Genomic DNA, 17827 nt, shown 5'->3' with positions numbered 1-17827 from the left:
TAAAATTCGTATTAAAATTATACAATTTCTCAAGATATTTTCAATAAAAAAAACCGCTCCTATTTGAACGGTTTCTAATGGATTATAATTTGATTTACATCGAATAATTCTTGAACATATAAATCCAAATCATCCTTGACAGCCGAATGTTGAAACAACTCAGCAATACGATTACGACTCCAATAATCGGGATGATTCTCAAATCGAAAGTTTCGTCAAAAAATTGACTGGCGATTAAATAGGTAATAATCCCTTGTCCAACGGTCAAACCGTAGTTGACAAACATAGCGCCGAAGAAATAACCCGGTTCTTTTTCAAACTTGAAATTACAATGGCTACAGTGTTCGTGCATTTTGGGAAACCCAAAACTAAAAAAGAAACTCTTATCGGCAAACACTTTCCCTTTGTGACAATTCGGACATTCGTTTCGGAAAATATGGTACAAACTACTTAGCATGGTTTATTTTTTGACAAAGGTAAAAGGTTTAGCTTAATCAATTGTTTAGTATCTTCGCTAATTATAGCACAATAAAGACATTTTGAAAAAAGAACCTATTTACAATATTGACCATTTCAAAGCTGATTTTGGTAAAAAAGAGTTGTACATCAACACCTTTAAAAACCATTTAAAAAATCATCCTTTTATCGAAAAACCGCATCGGCACAACTTCTATCTGTTGGTTTTATTCACCAATGGCAGCGGAACACACGAAATTGATTTTACCCAATACAAAATCAAACCGGGAAGTTTGTTTGTGCTCCAACCGGGACAAATTCACCATTGGCAATTGTCAAATGATATTGAAGGCTATATTTTCTTTTATTCTCAGGAAGTTTACAATCTCTATTTTGGCAACAAAAAGATTGAAGATTATCCTTTTTACCAATCGGTGATGAACCAACCGGAAATCGTATTTGAAATGGGTGAATTAGCCACTATTCTACCCTATTTCGATTTAATGATCACCGAAAGCCAAACCAACCATCAAAGAAAAGAAGAAAAGCTATTAAACTTACTCGATTGCATTCACATTGAAATTTCTCGAAAATACCTTTCGACAACAAATCATAAATCACATTCTTATAATTACAAAATCCATCAGTTAGAACAACTTTTGGAACAATACTATAAAACCGAAAAATCGCCTTCGTTTTATGCCGAAAAAATGAACATCACACTCAAACATTTGAACCGAATCTGCAAAGACATTTTGAACCAAACCGTAACCGAATTAATTACCAATCGGGTCATTTTGGAAGCCAAAAGAATTTTAACCAATGCTTCAAAAACCGTAAACCAAGTTGCTGACGCATTGGGATTTGAAAACTATTCTTATTTCACTCGCTTATTCAAAAAACAAACGGGAATGACACCGAGTGAATTCCGAAAAAACCTAAACTAAAAAACCCGCTCATCTCTAAACGGGTTTCTAATAATCTAATTATTTAACAATCTAATTATCTAATTATCTAATTATCTAATTATCTAACAATCTAATTCTTCTCCGGTATACTACTCAAAATCTCCACAAAAAACCTCCAAAACTTCTGAGAAGATGTAATCGAAGCTCTTTCGTCCGGACTGTGCGCACCGTGAATCGTTGGTCCAAAAGAAATCATATCCATTCCCGGATAATTCGTTCCTAAAATACCACATTCTAATCCGGCGTGACAGGCCACTACATTAGGCTTGGCGCCATTTTGTTTTTCGTAAATATTGACTAAAACGTCTAATATTTCAGAATTCACATTCGGTGTCCAACCCGGATAGCTTCCGCCAAATTCCACTTCGCAACCAAACAATTCATAAGCCGAACGCAAACCATTGGCTAAATCCATTTTAGAGGTTTCTACTGAAGAACGGGTTAAATTCTGAATCGAAATCTGGCCGTCTTTTACAATTACACGAGCAATGTTATTGGAAGTTTCCACCAAATCTTCCATATCGGCAGACATTCGGTAAACGCCATTGTGTGCGGCATAAATCGAACGCAACAAACCTTCTTGAACGCCTAAATCCATCACTTTAGAAGGCAAATCGCTTTTCACGATTTCAATCTCCAGCTTCGGCTCCATTGTTTTGTATTCGGCTTTGATATCGAAAATAATTTCCTGCATGTCAAATACAAACGCTTCGTCATACATACCGGCTACAATTACTTTGGCAACACTTTCACGTGGAATCGCATTGCGCAAACTTCCACCGCTGATTTCGGCAATTTGCAATCCAAAATTCTCAAAACCGTCAAATAACAAACGGTTCATGATTTTATTGGCATTCCCTAAACCTTTATGAATATCCATTCCGGAGTGTCCGCCATTCAAACCTTTAACGGTAATGGTGTAACCCACAGAACCTTCGGGTGTTTCTTCTTCATTATAACTTCTGGTAGCCGTTACATCAATGCCTCCGGCACAACCGATATCAATTTCGTCATCTTCTTCAGTATCTAAATTCAGAAGGATTTCACCTTTTAAAATACCGCCTTTTAAGTTCAAAGCGCCGGTCATTCCGGTTTCTTCATCAATCGTAAAAAGGGCATCAATCGCCGGATGCGGAATGTCTTTGCTTTCTAAAACCGCCATAATAGCGGCAACACCTAAGCCGTTGTCAGCGCCTAAAGTCGTTCCTTTGGCGCGAACCCAGTCACCATCCACATACATCTCGATGCCTTGGGTTAGAAAATCAAAATCGGTGTCATTATTTTTTTGGTGCACCATATCCAAATGCCCTTGTAGAACAATGGTTTTACGGTTTTCCATGCCCGGAGTGGCCGGTTTGCGGATGATTACATTTCGGATGTCGTCTTCAAAAATTTCCAATCCCAAACTGTTTCCGAAGTTTTTCATGAATTCAATTACACGTTCCTCTTTTTTAGACGGACGAGGTACCGCATTTAAATCGGCAAACTTGTTCCAAAGTACTTTTGGTTCAAGGTTTCTAATTTCTTGGCTCATTATAGTTGTATTTTTTAAATGTCGAGGCACAAAGTTACAAAGTTTAACGGCTATAGAAATTGAATTGTGATTATATTTACATTTTAAAAATTGACCTTGAAACGCAAACACCTACTTCCATTATTTCTTCTAATTCAGATTCTCTTTCTGAAAATCCTAGCCTTTTTTCCGGTAACGGTAGAGCGTTTTTACAGTAATAGTTTGTACGTTTGGATTTCCCATTTTTCCAGAACCATTTTGGGTAAAATTCCTTTTTCTGTAGGCGATATTATTTATGGAATCACCATCATCTACTGTATTTACTGGTTTTTCAAGAATCGAAAACTGAATTGGAAAGACAAGATTTGGGCTACTTTAAGTTTTGTTGCTGTAATGTATTTCATGTTTCATTTCCTTTGGGCTTTCAACTATTATCGTGTGCCGCTTTTCGAAAAAATGAGCATCAAAAGAGAATACACTGAGAAAGAATTAATAGCCTTTACCGAAAAATTGATTGTCAAAACCAACGAAGTACAATTCGCCATAACCAAAGACAGCACTAAGAAAGTAGTCAATCCTTATTCGCAAGACAGTATTTTTAAAATGTCCCAAAATGGGTATGATCATTTGGCCAAACAATATCCAATCTTTACCTACGAAATCCCAAGCAGAAAGAAATCGCTAATCAGTTTACCGCTGACTTATATGGGATTTGGTGGTTATTTGAATCCGTTTACCAATGAAGCCCAAGTCAATGACAAATTACCCATGTTTGGTTTCCCCAATGTCGTTTGCCACGAAATGGCACACCAAATAGGCTTTGGTAGCGAAAGCGAATGTAATTTTATTGGGTTTATGGCTTGCATTAAAAATGAGGATTTGTATTTTCAATATTCCGCTTTGACATCGGCTTTACGCTATTGTATGACGAATATTGGCATGAAAAACGAAAAGGAATTCGAACGTTTAAAAACCAAAATCAATCTTGGAATTCTGGAAAATTTCAAAGAAAGCAAAAAGTTTTGGCAACAATATGACACTTTTATTGACAAAACTTTTCATGCTTTTTATGACCAATACTTAAAGTCAAACCAACAAGAAGATGGGATTGACAGTTATAGTAAGTTTGTTGACTTACTGATTAATTACTATCATCATAAAGATTTACAATAATATTTTTTAATTGGCTTATACTATCTCTTAACTACTTTTAAGGTTTTGACCTCATCATCTTGTTTAATGATAACATTGTAAACACCACTTGGGTATCTACTTCCTATTTGTAAAGTGGCTAATTCTGAAGAAGTAGCTTCATAAGATTCAACTAATCTTCCTAACATATCATAAACCTTTACACTTACAGAGGATTGACTTTGTGTAGACACGCCAACTAAGAAACTGTTATCAAATGGGTTTGGATAAGCTTTAACTTCAAATGCAGACTGAATCATTTTTGAAGCTAATGATGGTGTTCGTATAGAACAATTCTTTCCTGCTTTACCTTCGCCATAGTAAATCAATTTTACAAAAACCAAATAATCAGTAGCTGCTTCTACTCCTGTAAACATATTCAAGTTAAAGAAGTTTCCTGAACGAACTATCGATAAAGGTGCTTCTTGCGGTACTCCGCCAACTATTTTTTGCAACAAAAATTCATAGGAGGCTCCTGATACAAACTCACAATAAATATTTTCACTCGATGAAGTAACCTCATAGGGTTCCGGATTCTCCTCATCGCCATTATCACATTGTGACTCTTTGAGTCCAACAGTAATAAATTCCGGTGTTCCTATCAAACATGGAGTACTAAATGGTGAATCATAAGTAACTCCATCGATTTGAATCTTGACTGACACTGACACATAATATTGTGACTCAAAGGTCAAAGACAAACCAGGGAAACTATTCAAACGGAAACTTGTAGCAGTAGTTGTAAAATCATAATCTGAAGCTGTTCCGAATTTTCTAACCCGATAGGTATAATTAACCGCATTGGGTACCGAATTGATATAAATTCTGTCTAAAATATTAGATAAAGTTTGACCACATTGATTTGCTGACACACTTATGACTGAAACCGGTGGAGTACTTACTGTACACTCAAAACCATAATCTGTAGTAACCAAAGATCCGTTAACCATAATATCTGATTGAACTGCCACTAAATAACTTTTACCAAAAGAAACCGGTAAACCGGGAACATTAGTCAATCGAAAACTTGAAGATACAGAAGTATATTCATAATAAGTTGTCGGTGCGGTAGTCAAAGCAACGCGCCATCTGTAAAGCTGAGTACCTAAAACCGTTGAAGCATAAATTCTTGTATTCAATGCCTCTAACGTTTGGCCACATAAAGAGGTTAATTGGTTAGTAGGAAGACTCGGAGTAGTAATGATGCATACACTACTATAAGGTTGTTCTATGCTATTAACCACTGCTGCTACTTGAACACTATAAGAAGTCCCAAAAGCATAAATATTAGTCATGGTTAAGTTAAAGTTGGCAATACTACTATCTACGGTAGCTGTTGCATTGGTAGCATTGTTTCTTACTTTAAATCGGTAACCTAAAGTACCTACAACACCACTTGGAATGGAACATTTGATTCTTGAATCTATTGCTGGCAACGTTAAACCACAAAAATTAGTGATATGGCTTAAATAAGCACCTGTTACAACATTAGAAATAACATTACTATTAACGGTAGTAGTCGATAGACAAATATCTCCTGCTACACTAATAGTCACACTAACTTGATTACCGTTGGCCAAATTACCAACAACAAAAGTATTTGAAGCGCCATTTTGAACCGATACGCCATTTACCTTAAAATCATAACTTACAATACCGCCACCTAAATTATCCGCATGGGCAGTAAAAGTAACAGTTGTACCATAAGCAAAAGTATTATCTACATCATTGCTCTCTAAAGAAACTGTTGGGGTAAAGCTAGGATAAATAATAATGCCCGGAACTGTAATGGGAGAATCAAGTATTGTACTACACCCGGCAGCACTTGTGATAGAGGTTAAAGTGTAATTACCGGTGCTTGAATTACTATTAAAAATAACATCTACCCAATAATTAGCACTACTGCTTGTTGCAGGATATCCGGTACCTGGTTGCTTGTAATAACTTGCTTCTGCTGTTAGTGTTGAATTTACAAAAGGAACAGCCAGACCATTTGCTGTATAAGCATAATAGTTAGGATTTGGAGAAAAATAAGAAGCCACATAACTCACTCCAGCCGTTATGGGAACAGGAGTAGCAAAAACAATTTCTTTCCAACCCGGTGTATTATCACTTAAATAATTTGCCGTGGCTATTGGGGTAGTTTCATTCCCAACAGTCCATAATGATCCCGTGAAGTTCAATATTTCAGTACCTGTTTTATAAAAACGAATACCGCTTATGGTACCATCGATAGAAGATTTGATTTTTACCCCTAATTCTGTTGGTGCATTGTCTACCGATTGTGAGCCGCCAATAGTGCTGGTATTCCAAATTGAGTTAGATGAAGGCACATGGTTAGCTACTCCAACAGAGAACGGTATTCCGCTCGTAATGTCTGCATAAGTATTTCCATTAATAACTAAAGAAAAAGGTCCGTTTCCGGCTGTCGATTCAAAAACTAAATTAATATCACTGCCCGAACATAAAGTTGTTTGAGTCGGTGAAATTGTTCCTTCCGGCAAAGAGGCTTTTGTCACAAAAACACTGCTCACTGGACTACCCGTATTTTCACATCCTTCGGCATCAATAATATTGGTTAATGAATAAACCAATGAATTATTATCTGCTTGAGAAAATAATACATCTACCCAATAATTAGCTGTATTGCCCGAATTTGGAAATCCTCCTCCATAACGGTAAACCCCATTTGCCCCATCAATTCCTGATTGTAAAGCAGTCAAAACACCATTGGTCTGACCATTACTGGCAAAGTAACCTGCATCGATTGCAAAAAAGCCGTCTTGTGAAAAATAAGAAGCGATGTATGTTGTATTGGCTTGTATAGGAACAGGAGTTGCAAAACGCACTTCTTGCCAGCCACTAGCTGTTTCAGCCGTAAATAAAGCACTGGCTAATAGTGAACCGTTAGCGTTCCATAAATTAGCCGTATGCGCTCCTGTATTGGTAAGTCCTTTATAAAAACGGATTCCGGTGATAAAACCTTCGATAGTTGATCTAAATTTAGTTCCAACCTCGATAGGCAGATTATCAGTAACACTAGGATTAGCCGGTATATCTGAATCGTTCCAAATACTGATTTCTTCCACATTAAAATTAGCAAATGTCTCACCAATCTGAACATTTGAATAGGTTATACCATTTACGACCAAAGTATAAGGAGAAACTCCGGAGGCTTCTGTTAATTCTAAAGCTATATTTTCACCAGGGCAAATAGTAAGACTAGCAGCGCTTAAAGTGGCGGTTGGGTTTAACTTAACAGTCAGGGCAGCTTCATCACTAGTAACACTTCCTACTGTATTTGTCCAAATTGCTTTGTATTGATTGCCATTATCTTCTGAACTAATATTCAATGCTAGACTCTCACTTGTTGCATCCTCAATATCTAACCAAGTCGTTCCATTATCCGTACTTTCTTGCCATTGTACTGTTGGTGTTGGATTTCCTATAGCCAAAGACGAAAAAGTCAGTTCAGTACCGCCGCAAGCTTCTTGAGCTGTGGGTTGCATCATAATAACTGGAGCGCTTAAAGGAGCATCACCACAGACAAAACTGATTTCTTTTAAAACGGGTGATACAGTATTATTTGTAGTTGCAAAATCTGCTTTGTATTGGATATACTGAGAAATTCCTCCAACAAAAGTTCCACTTGAAGGTATGGTAAACCAAGTCGCATTCAAAATATCTTCGCTGGAATTAGATTGGCGTTGGGAAATTTGTAAAGTAGTTCCTGAAGGAACTGAAGCATTCCAACTAGCATTTTGCCATTGAATAATATTTCCGGCATCAAAAATTCTGGAAATGAAGGTGCCAGATGAAGCAAAAGGTGAAACTCTTATCCAATCTACACTAACACTCGGACCTCCGGCATTATAATCGCTGATTGCCGGACGCATAGTTCCTCCGATAGTAATCGCTTCGGTATGAACCAAAGTTCCGTCTACGTAATATTTGACAGCCGACGCTTCCCATTCAATTTTATACAAATGAGGAGAATCTAATAAACTTCCGGGTAAATTAACATCAACAGAAGTTACCCCATTTAAAGAGGTTCTGGCTCTTAAGACCGACGATTGATTTCCGGTACTGAACATTGCCCAAGCGGATTGTCCGGTATAAATTCCATTCGAATCTGTGGCATCTGTTCCGGCTCCAAAACCAACATGTTGGAATGAGGCAGATCCAAAAGTAGCCACAAACTCCATTGAACTTCCCGGTCCGAAAACAGTTGTAGGAGATACAGTATTGAATCGGGCACCATCAACCGTTACAGCACCACCCGAAACAGAAGTTGTTCCTCCTGTCCAAGCAAAACTTGACCAACCACTTGGAAAACTTGACCCATTAAACGCTTCATTGATTATTGCATTTAAACTCAATCCACCGCCTTCAGTATCAATCACCATTGTATTGGCAATTGTTCCCATATTAAAATCAGCACTGCTGGTGTCTAAAGCACAAGGTCCGGCCGGCATCACAAAATTCATATTTTCAGGAGCAATAGGCTGTATTGTACTATTATCAACAGCATCAACAGAAGTTACTCTAAAGTAGTAAGTTGTATTTAAATTTAAATTGGTTAATATAACTGAATGATTAGTCACTAAAGCACTACTTGAATGAGTTAAAGCAAGATTTTCTTCATGAGTTCCTAAATAAACTACTGAAGTTGATGGCTCGTCGGTATTCCAAGTTATTGTTGCAGTTCCATCATTATTTGGTGTTGCAACAACATTACTAATTATGGGTGAAAGAATATCAACACCATAAGTTGCCGTATAATTTCCCGATGCTGCCTCAAAAAAAGCATAATTTATTCCTTTAATTACTTCCGTAGTATAGGCAACGGGAGAACCTTCAAGTTGTAAACTGATCAATTCACCATTGGAAGAACTTACCGGCAGCATTCCTTGTAATTGGTGAGCGCCTGAAGCTTGTGCCATCGTAAAACTTAATATATTATTGGCAAAAGCCAGATTAGAATAAGTAGAAGCGTTTCTGCTATCCAACCATGTTAACATCTGCTTGGCTGAAATTACAGGAACATTATGAGCAATAGCCGAAGCAATAATGGCATTGCTTCCCACAACAGATTGATCGCCTGGATTATTATTATCTGTATGCATATTGGCACAAAAGACACCATAGTAACCTAAACTTCCTTGCGCATTATCTAATAAAGTATTGATAAAATTAGCCACATTCAATCCCGATTCGTCAGGCATTTGAGTGGTCAATTGGTAATTGTCTATTATAGTTCCGTCTAAATCCGCAAAGCGCATTGGCATTCCGGAACCGGTAAACATTCCAGGACGATTTTGAACCCAAGAAGCCGGCCAATAATAATAATCTGTGTTTAATCGAATGCCATTGGCTATCTCCACTTTTGGCTTACTTGCCCAATCACTCCATGAAATACAATGGGTGCGATGGGTTTTAGCCGCTGATAAATTGGTATATTTATTATTAAAATCGGTCATTTGGTTAGCAAATGATGATTGCAATCCGGAATAAGTATACACATTACATCCCGAGTTTACATGTAATGCTATTTCAAAACCTTGCGCTTCATAAGCAGCGGCGTCAGTATTGCTTAATGGCGTACTTGGATAAATATAAGAAGTACCGCGAATCGCTCTCCAATTTAAAACATCCTCAGCCGTGTTATTTCCGAAACTCAAATAATAATCAAATCGTCCGGCAGTTCCATTATTTCCATGATCGTCACCGGTCATTACAACGGCGGCTTTTAACTTCCGTGGCAAAAACCAAAAACGTGGCAATGGCATTATGTCCAAATTACTCTGAAGAATAATGTTAGATAATAAACGTTGTTGTTCATCGGCTTGCGGAATCGCTATTTTATCAAAATCAATCCAATCCGGTTGGAACAAGTCATTGGAACGAATATTACCGTCATTTTGATCATCTCTTTGTTGACCGGCCCAAGATGGATTACCTTGACGAGTATAGACAATTGATTTGGCTAAATCATATGCAAAAGCAATGGCTTTTCCTGATCCTACATTTTTAAAAGTAACAGCCGGATTTGAAGTGGCAGTATTAGCTGACGAATACAATGTTGCTATTGCAAAAGCGTCATTTAAAGTATACAAATCAGCATTTGAATGGTATTGAATAGTTTGATCAACCAAACCAACACCCGGTCCGGAAGCAGTATTAATTAACAAATATTGATCAGATAATGTTCCGGAAACAGAAGCAATACCCATTAAAGGGAACAAGTCTTCATCCGGTTTAAAGGCAATCAGCGTTTTACCCGAAGTAACCCAATCGTTAAACATTGAACTTTGAGAAGCATCGATAGCCATTTCACCTAAAATAGCTACATCGTATTGCGCTAAAACAGTTTCATTCACTTGAGAAATGTCCAAAGCTTTAAATTGATTAATTCCTTCAGCCCTGAGTATTTCAATAGTATATCGACTGAAAGGATTGGAGGCCGAACTAATGATTAAAATTGGACCACCGGGACCATCAGGTGTTGGAATTGGATTGGGTTGCAATTCAGCAGCCGTTGTAAAAGTCCATGAATAATCAGTTTGAATAGCATTTCCTGATAAATCTTCAATGCCTGATTTTAATATTGCAGTATAAGCAGTTGAAAAATTTAATGGATTTGTTGGCGTTAGTGTTGCTGTCTTAGTTCCATTAGTATAAACAACCGTAGCAGGAACTAAATTATTTTCACTATCACGAAGTTCGAAAGAAGCTTCATTTAAGGTCGTAGCATTTATATTTTCACTAAAAGTGGCACTTACCGTTGTTGTGTAAGAAACTAAAGTAGCCTCTTCAACAGGTTGCACTTGTGTAATCGAAGGCGAAGTTGTATCGGTGGCTTCAGTGTTGAAAACAACATCAACCCAATAATTACTGGCTTGATAAGTTTGTGATGGAAAAGCCGAATTTTGGGTATAAACATACACACCATTTGGTCCGTCTGTTCCATCTGCCAAAGCAGTAAGATTTCCGGTAATTACAGCCGATGTAAAATAAGCCGATGTAGAAGTATATCGATTCTCACTACTATGATAAGAAATAACATAAGTCTGATTTGCATTAATGGCTACTGGCGAAGTAAAAGTAGCTTCTTGCCATCCACTGGAAGATTCTCCTGTAAATAGCACCGAGGCCAACAATGTTTGGTTTGAATCCCATAAATTTCCGGTATGTGTACCATTATCGCCTATCGCTTTATAAAAACGAATTCCGGTGATAAAGCCATCGACAGCGGATTTAAACTTCATCCCAACTTCAATAGGCTGACCATCATTTTCATGAAGTGTCGGAGTGCTGGTACTTGCAAAAATAGAACACGGACAAACAATTGGTTCCGGTTCACCAATAGTAATAGTGATACCTTCTCCCGGTGTTTCAATATTGCCGTTGTCATCAAAAGCTCTGGTCTGAATGGTTACCAAGCCTTGAGCAGTCGGAATCCAAGAATAACTCCAATTGGTCATCCCAACAGCTACATTCCAAGTTGTTCCTCCATCAACAGAAACTTCAACACCGGCAACTGCGCCATCGGTATCCGAAGCTGTTCCTGAAATAGTTACTTGACTGTTCTGTGGCAAAATTGAATTATTTACAGGAGAACCAATTACTGAAACAGGTGGATTTACATTGATAGGATTTGAGATAATTAATTCCGGTTGTACTGTTGCCGGCAAAACACCCATATCTGTAAAAACATTAAGTGTAGCTTGTTGCATATCCTGACTTGGCGGTTCATTTCCTCTATCGTGATGTTCATCTAAACCCCAACTCCACTGTACGGTTCCTGCTCCAAAAACTAGTGCGCCACTAGTATGTCTGTACATCGAAAGTTTATGATTCTTACCTACTAAAAAAGTACTTGAAAGCGTTACTCTACCAGGTGGATAGAAAGCATGGAATTGTTCGAAATCAAATTCATAGCCCAAAGTTCCATAAGGTAATGTTACGGATTGACCTTCGCCTAAACTAGCAATACTCGTGTTTCTCCAAAACCTAAGATTTTTATAAGTATCCGGAACCACTATTGAACCTGTTGCGTCACCCCAACTGATTTGACCGGTCAAAGCATTTTCTGGTCGACCTGCATCACTTCCTGGGTAATTTGTTGGACTACCATCTCGCCATAAACCTGTCCAAATTGGCGTTGAAGTATCGCATTTAAATCCGCATTGATTTTCTCCTGAACCTCCTTCTTTGTAACAAACCAAAGTACGGTGATTATCTTCCCAACGGGTTTTCCAATAGACTTCATTCCCACTAAAAAAACCTAGATGAACACCGGCATCACGAGCATTTTCAAACTTTGTTCGCTCAGCGGCTGACCAATATTCATCATGTCCAACCGATAAAAGGACTTTGTGCAAACTCGGTGTTATAGCAGTTGTATTCCGATCCATATCGACATCTGTAGTATAAGAAACATTATAGCCATTTCGTTCCAACCAACGTATCATTGGATATTCTGAATCAAAAAGCCAATCTTCTGATGAACTACTTCCGCCACCGCCACCGCGAGTGTAAAACGGGCGATTATAACTTACTTTTGTAGCGCGATTCGAACCGGGAACTGAAATGCCGGAATTGTTTACATATAAACTATTGCCTCCATAACCGTTATAAGCTTGCCAAGTAGTATCCGACGTTTTAAAAAGCATGTCACTTGGAACACCATCATTTCGAATAATGAAAGCTATATGACTTGAACCATTATTATCGGCTCGTGTTAACTTAGCAAGAAAAAGTCCGGATACCGCACCTGTAGTATTCCATGAAGCCGAAACACTCCAATTACTACAATCGGTTTTTCCTGTAGCCACTTCATATAATGGTGATGGTTGAATGGTTCCTGCAAAAGAACCTAAATCAGCAATCAATCGACCACCGTCGTTATTGTAGTAACCCAATCGATATATCTTTATGGTAAAGTTTGTCTGTGGTGCTTTACAATCAATTTTGAAATCAATGGTTTCTCCTGTATTCACACTAATATCTGTAGCAAAACCTTGAATACTCAAATCTCCCGAACCTACTATATCCCATTCTGAAGCAGGATTTCCTTGATTAGCATTCTCTGCTACAATTGGATTTTGTGCAAAAAGTGAGCTGCTCAACAAAAAGATAAGGAATAAAAAAGAACTAGATTTAGCATTTAATAAAGCCAAAAATGATTTTACCAACGAATTTTTACAACTATCTGTTTTCATAATAAATGGGGTTATATTTATAAATCAGATATTTATTAGCAGTGCAAAACTGATTAGCAAATCAATTAAATCAAAACTTATCAATGATTATTCTTATAAATATCTGACTACAACATTAATATTTTTATGCGCTAACAGAAAAAATTATAGATATAAAGCCCGAAAACTCTACTAATTACATGTTTTCAATTAAAATTTGGATTTATGACAACCCATTTTAGAATAAAATTTTGAAAAGTATTTTTCCAATTTTAGAACAATACATTTCATTTTTTAGCTATTTTTTTAAATCGAAGTGTGATTTTCTAACTAAAAATTTTGAATACAATCCAAAAAATAAAAAGTCTTAAAAGTGTAGAAACAAAAAAACCACTGATTTCTCAGTGGTTTATCTTGTGATCCCAGAAGGATTCGAACCTTCGACCTACTGCTTAGAAGGCAGTTGCTCTATCCAGCTGAGCTATGGAACCATTAAAAAGTCTTTTACAATTGTCGGGGTGGCAGGATTCGAACCTGCGGCCTCCTGCTCCCAAAGCAGGCGCGATAACCGGGCTACGCTACACCCCGTGTATTTATTATCTGTGGTCAGATAATTAGGTTACACAGAACCTAAAAATGCGGAGAGACAGGGACTCGAACCCTGGCGACGGTTACCCGTCGACAGATTAGCAATCTGCTCCATTACCGCTCTGGCACCTCTCCTAATTCGTCAATTTGTAAAAGAACATTTTCTTTAAGCGGTTGCAAATGTAATTTATCATTCTATAATTTACAACTATTTCATTTCTTTTTTTAAATTTAAATTAAAACCGCTTCTCTTTCAATCAAGTAGCGATTCATATTTTTTCATTTATTTCCAAATCAACATTTATTATGACACAAATTCATTAATTTTCCAAGAAAAGATTAGTTTTGCAATAGAAACACCCGAGGCGCTTACAGCCGAATTGTATGGAGCGTAGCGGAGTAAAACAACATAATATTATGAGTAAAAAAGTAGTTATCGTATCAGCAGTGAGAACACCTATCGGAAGTTTTATGGGTAGTTTGTCTACTGTTACAGCAACACAATTGGGTGCCGTTGCTATCAAAGGTGCTTTAAATAAAATTAATTTAGACCCAAATTTAGTTGACGAAGTTTTAATGGGTAACGTAGTTCAAGCTGGCGTTGGTCAAGCTCCTGCTACCCAAGCGGCTATTTTTGCAGGTTTACCCAATACGGTTCCAACAACAACCGTAAATAAAGTCTGTGCTTCCGGAATGAAAGCTGTAATGCAAGGTGCACAAGCCATCATGAACGGTGATGCTGAAATTGTAGTTGCCGGTGGTATGGAGAATATGAGTTTGATTCCACATTATGTTCACATGAGAAACGGTGTGAAATTTGGCCCAACTTCCTTGGTTGACGGAATGCAAAAAGACGGTTTAACCGATGCCTATGACGGAAACGCTATGGGTGTTTGTGCCGATATGTGTGCGGCTGAATATAATATCACCCGAGAAGATCAAGATGCGTTTGCAATTCAATCTTACGAACGTTCTGCCAAAGCATGGTCAGAAGGAAAGTTTGACAATGAAGTGGTTCCTGTTGAAATTCCGCAAAGGCGTGGCGAACCGGTTATTTTCTCCAAAGATGAAGAGTATACTAATGTTAAATTAGATAAAATCCCTGCGTTAAATGCCGTGTTTACAAAAGACGGAACCGTAACTGCCGCCAATGCTTCTACTATCAATGATGGTGCAGCCGCTTTGGTTTTAATGAGTGAAGAGAAAGCACAAGCTTTGGGTTTAAAACCTTTGGCTTATATCAAATCCTACGCAGATGCTGCGCAAGAACCAAAATGGTTCACCACTACTCCATCGAAAGCATTACCAATCGCATTAAACAAAGCCGGTTTATCTATTGCTGATGTTGATTATTTCGAATTCAACGAAGCGTTTGCTGTAGTTGGTTTGGCGAATGCCAAAATCTTAGGATTAGACAACGATAAAGTTAACGTTAACGGCGGAGCAGTTTCTTTAGGTCATCCACTAGGTTGTTCCGGAGCGAGAATCATTGTAACTTTGATAAACGTTTTAGAACAAAACAATGCCAAAATCGGAGCCGCAGCTATCTGTAATGGTGGCGGTGGAGCTTCTGCCATAGTAATAGAAAGAGCCTAAAACAGTTATGAGTTATGAGTTATAAGTTGTGGAAATTTATAACTCATAATTCATAATTTATAATTCATAATTCGTGTAAATGTTTGCCATTTGTAACCTTGCCATAATTCCTTTACGAGCCGAACCAAGTGACCGAAGCGAAATCGTTTCCCAAGTTTTGTTTGGAGAGCATTTTGAGGTTTTGGAGAATCAAAAACAATGGGCTAAAATTAAGTTGCAATACGACGATTATGAAGGTTGGGTTGATTCGAAACAGTATCAAATTATCACCGAAAAGAATTTCAAGGATTTATCTAAAGATGCCATCATTCTCAATGCTGATTTGGTTGAATATGTAACCAATGCCAAAAATATGCTTTTGCCTATTCCTTTGGGTGCTTCTCTATCGTTTTTGAACCATAGCGAAATCAATGTGGAAGGCTTTGAATTTGAAGGATTGAGAACAAGCGGTGTTAAAGCAAAATCCGATTTAATTGCCACAGCATATCTTTATTTGAACGCACCTTATCTTTGGGGTGGCAAAACACCTTTTGGAATTGATTGCTCGGGTTTTACCCAAATGGTTTATAAGTTAAACGGTTATCATTTGTTGCGCGATGCTTCTCAACAATCGGGTCAAGGAGATGCACTGAGTTTCATTGAAGAAAGCGAACCTGGAGATTTGGCTTTCTTTGATAATGAAGAAGGAAATATCATCCACGTTGGAATCATTATGGAAAATAATTACATCATCCATGCCAGCGGTAAAGTCAGAATCGATAGACTTGATCATTTAGGAATTTACAATGCGGAACAAAACCGACATACTCATCGATTGAGAGTCATCAAGAAAATTATATAAACCGAGACAATTGTTTCGGTTTTTTTATTAAATTTAATTTTCTAAATCCATCAAAATGAAATCCATCAGCAAAATTTTATTTTTAATTTCAGGCTTACTTTCAATAAGCTGTATGAAAGAAAAAACTGCCGAAACCACAGATTCTCGTTACCAACCCAAAGAATTTGTAGAAGTAAAACATCCGGAATGGAGCAAAAACGCAACGATTTATGAAGCTAACATTCGTCAGTTTACGCCGGAAGGTACATTTAAGGCATTTGAATCTCATTTGCCCAGAATAAAAGCAATGGGTATTGATATTATTTGGCTGATGCCGATTCACCCAATTGGTATCGAAAAACGAAAAGGAAGTCTAGGCAGCGAATATTCGGTAAAGGATTACTATAGTGTCAATCCTGAATTTGGAACCAAAGAAGATTTCAAACATTTGGTCGATAAAATTCACAGTATGGGAATGTATGTCATCATCGATTGGGTGGGCAATCATTCTTCTTGGGACAATCAATTGGTCAAAGATCATCCGGATTGGTATACTAAAACTGAAGAAGGTAATTTCCAACCAACTCCTTGGTATGATTGGGATGATGTAATCGATTTTGATTATAACAAACCCGAACTCCGAAAGTACATGACTGAAGCTTTGGTTTATTGGGTAAAAGATTTTGACATTGATGGTTACCGATGTGATACGGCTGGTTTTATTCCGACTGATTTTTGGGACAATGCACGAGCAGAAATGGATGCTGTAAAACCCGTGTTTATGTTAGGCGAATGGGAATCTCGTGATTTGCATAAAAATGCTTTCGACATGACTTATTCTTGGACTTTATTTGATAAAATGGTGGCTGTAACTCGGGATAAGAAAAGCATAGCCGGTTTGGTTGAATATATGGCGCACGATGTAAGTACTTTTCCGCGTGGTGGCTACAGAATGCTTTTTACTGATAACCATGATATGAATTCCTGGAACAACAATATGGAATACAATTTCGGAAACGGATTGGAAGCTTCTATAGTTTTAACCGGAACCATTAACGGAATGCCTTTGGTTTATGGTGGTCAAGAAGCCGGATTGAATCGCTCACTTAAATTTTTCGACAAAGATTTGATTGATTGGAGCAAGATGCCTTATGAAGGATTATTTAAAAAACTCTTTGATTTAAAACACCGCAACCATGCGTTATGGAATGGTGATGAAGGCGGCGTTATGGTGCGTATTTATAATGATAAACTAGACCAAGTCATTTCTTTTTCAAGAACAAAAGACAAAGACAAAGTCATTCCGATTATTAATTATAGTGACAAACCTACTACTGTAAAACTAAAATCCATTCATCAAAAAGGCAATTACACAGAATTATTTTCGGGTGAAAAAATCACACTCAATGGTGACGATGTTTTCGAATTAAAGCCTTGGCAATATTTGGTTTTAGTGAAATAAAAAAGCCCCGAAAAATCGGGGCTTTTCATT

At 37.5% G+C, this 17827-nt stretch carries 8 protein-coding genes and 3 tRNA genes; 5 read left to right on the top strand and 6 right to left on the bottom strand.

Annotation, left to right across the window (positions count from 1 at the left end; all coding sequences use genetic code 11):
• Positions 1-94 precede the first annotated feature (94 nt).
• Positions 95-457, bottom strand: a complete 363-nt coding sequence (locus C8C84_RS10290) for a DUF983 domain-containing protein (protein WP_121313557.1) — start codon at positions 455-457, stop codon at positions 95-97.
• Between the two features lie 82 nt (positions 458-539).
• Here C8C84_RS10290 and C8C84_RS10285 point away from each other — a divergent pair, with 82 nt between their 5' ends.
• Positions 540-1403, top strand: a complete 864-nt coding sequence (locus C8C84_RS10285) for a helix-turn-helix transcriptional regulator (RefSeq protein ID WP_121313556.1) — start codon at positions 540-542, stop codon at positions 1401-1403.
• A gap of 91 nt (positions 1404-1494) precedes the next feature.
• On the opposite strand, the gene C8C84_RS10280 is transcribed toward C8C84_RS10285, so the two are convergent.
• Positions 1495-2958 carry an aminoacyl-histidine dipeptidase gene (locus C8C84_RS10280; protein WP_121313555.1) on the bottom strand — a complete coding sequence of 488 codons (1464 nt, stop codon included), beginning with the start codon at positions 2956-2958 and terminating at the stop codon, positions 1495-1497.
• 96 nt (positions 2959-3054) lie between these two features.
• Here C8C84_RS10280 and C8C84_RS10275 point away from each other — a divergent pair, with 96 nt between their 5' ends.
• Entirely contained in the window at positions 3055-4110 is a 1056-nt protein-coding gene (locus C8C84_RS10275; protein ID WP_121313554.1) for a DUF3810 domain-containing protein, read from the top strand.
• Positions 4111-4130: 20 nt separating this feature from the next.
• Here C8C84_RS10275 and C8C84_RS10270 read toward each other — a convergent pair whose 3' ends face one another.
• The 4 genes from C8C84_RS10270 to C8C84_RS10255 all read right to left on the bottom strand — a co-directional run bounded on the left by C8C84_RS10270 (position 4131) and on the right by C8C84_RS10255 (position 14054).
• Entirely contained in the window at positions 4131-13352 is a 9222-nt protein-coding gene (locus C8C84_RS10270; protein ID WP_121313553.1) for a DUF4082 domain-containing protein, read from the bottom strand.
• 396 nt (positions 13353-13748) lie between these two features.
• Positions 13749-13822 (bottom strand) — tRNA-Arg (locus C8C84_RS10265).
• Positions 13823-13844: 22 nt separating this feature from the next.
• Positions 13845-13919, bottom strand: a tRNA-Pro gene (locus C8C84_RS10260).
• Between the two features lie 51 nt (positions 13920-13970).
• Positions 13971-14054: transfer RNA gene (locus C8C84_RS10255), tRNA-Ser, on the bottom strand.
• 249 nt (positions 14055-14303) lie between these two features.
• On the opposite strand from C8C84_RS10255, the gene C8C84_RS10250 reads away from it, so the two are divergent.
• The 3 genes from C8C84_RS10250 to C8C84_RS10240 all read left to right on the top strand — a co-directional run bounded on the left by C8C84_RS10250 (position 14304) and on the right by C8C84_RS10240 (position 17797).
• On the top strand, positions 14304-15515 hold the full coding sequence (locus tag C8C84_RS10250) for an acetyl-CoA C-acyltransferase (protein WP_121313552.1): 1212 nt from the start codon (positions 14304-14306) through the stop codon (positions 15513-15515).
• 79 nt (positions 15516-15594) lie between these two features.
• On the top strand, positions 15595-16356 hold the full coding sequence (locus C8C84_RS10245) for a C40 family peptidase (RefSeq protein WP_121313551.1): 762 nt from the start codon (positions 15595-15597) through the stop codon (positions 16354-16356).
• Positions 16357-16468: 112 nt separating this feature from the next.
• A complete protein-coding gene (locus C8C84_RS10240) occupies positions 16469-17797 on the top strand; it encodes an alpha-amylase family glycosyl hydrolase (protein ID WP_199717146.1) in 1329 nt (442 codons plus the stop codon).
• Positions 17798-17827 lie beyond the last annotated feature (30 nt).

It is taken from the genome of Flavobacterium sp. 102, from assembly GCF_003634615.1.
Classification (GTDB): domain Bacteria; phylum Bacteroidota; class Bacteroidia; order Flavobacteriales; family Flavobacteriaceae; genus Flavobacterium.
This window is presented reverse-complemented; position numbering and strand designations above follow the sequence as displayed.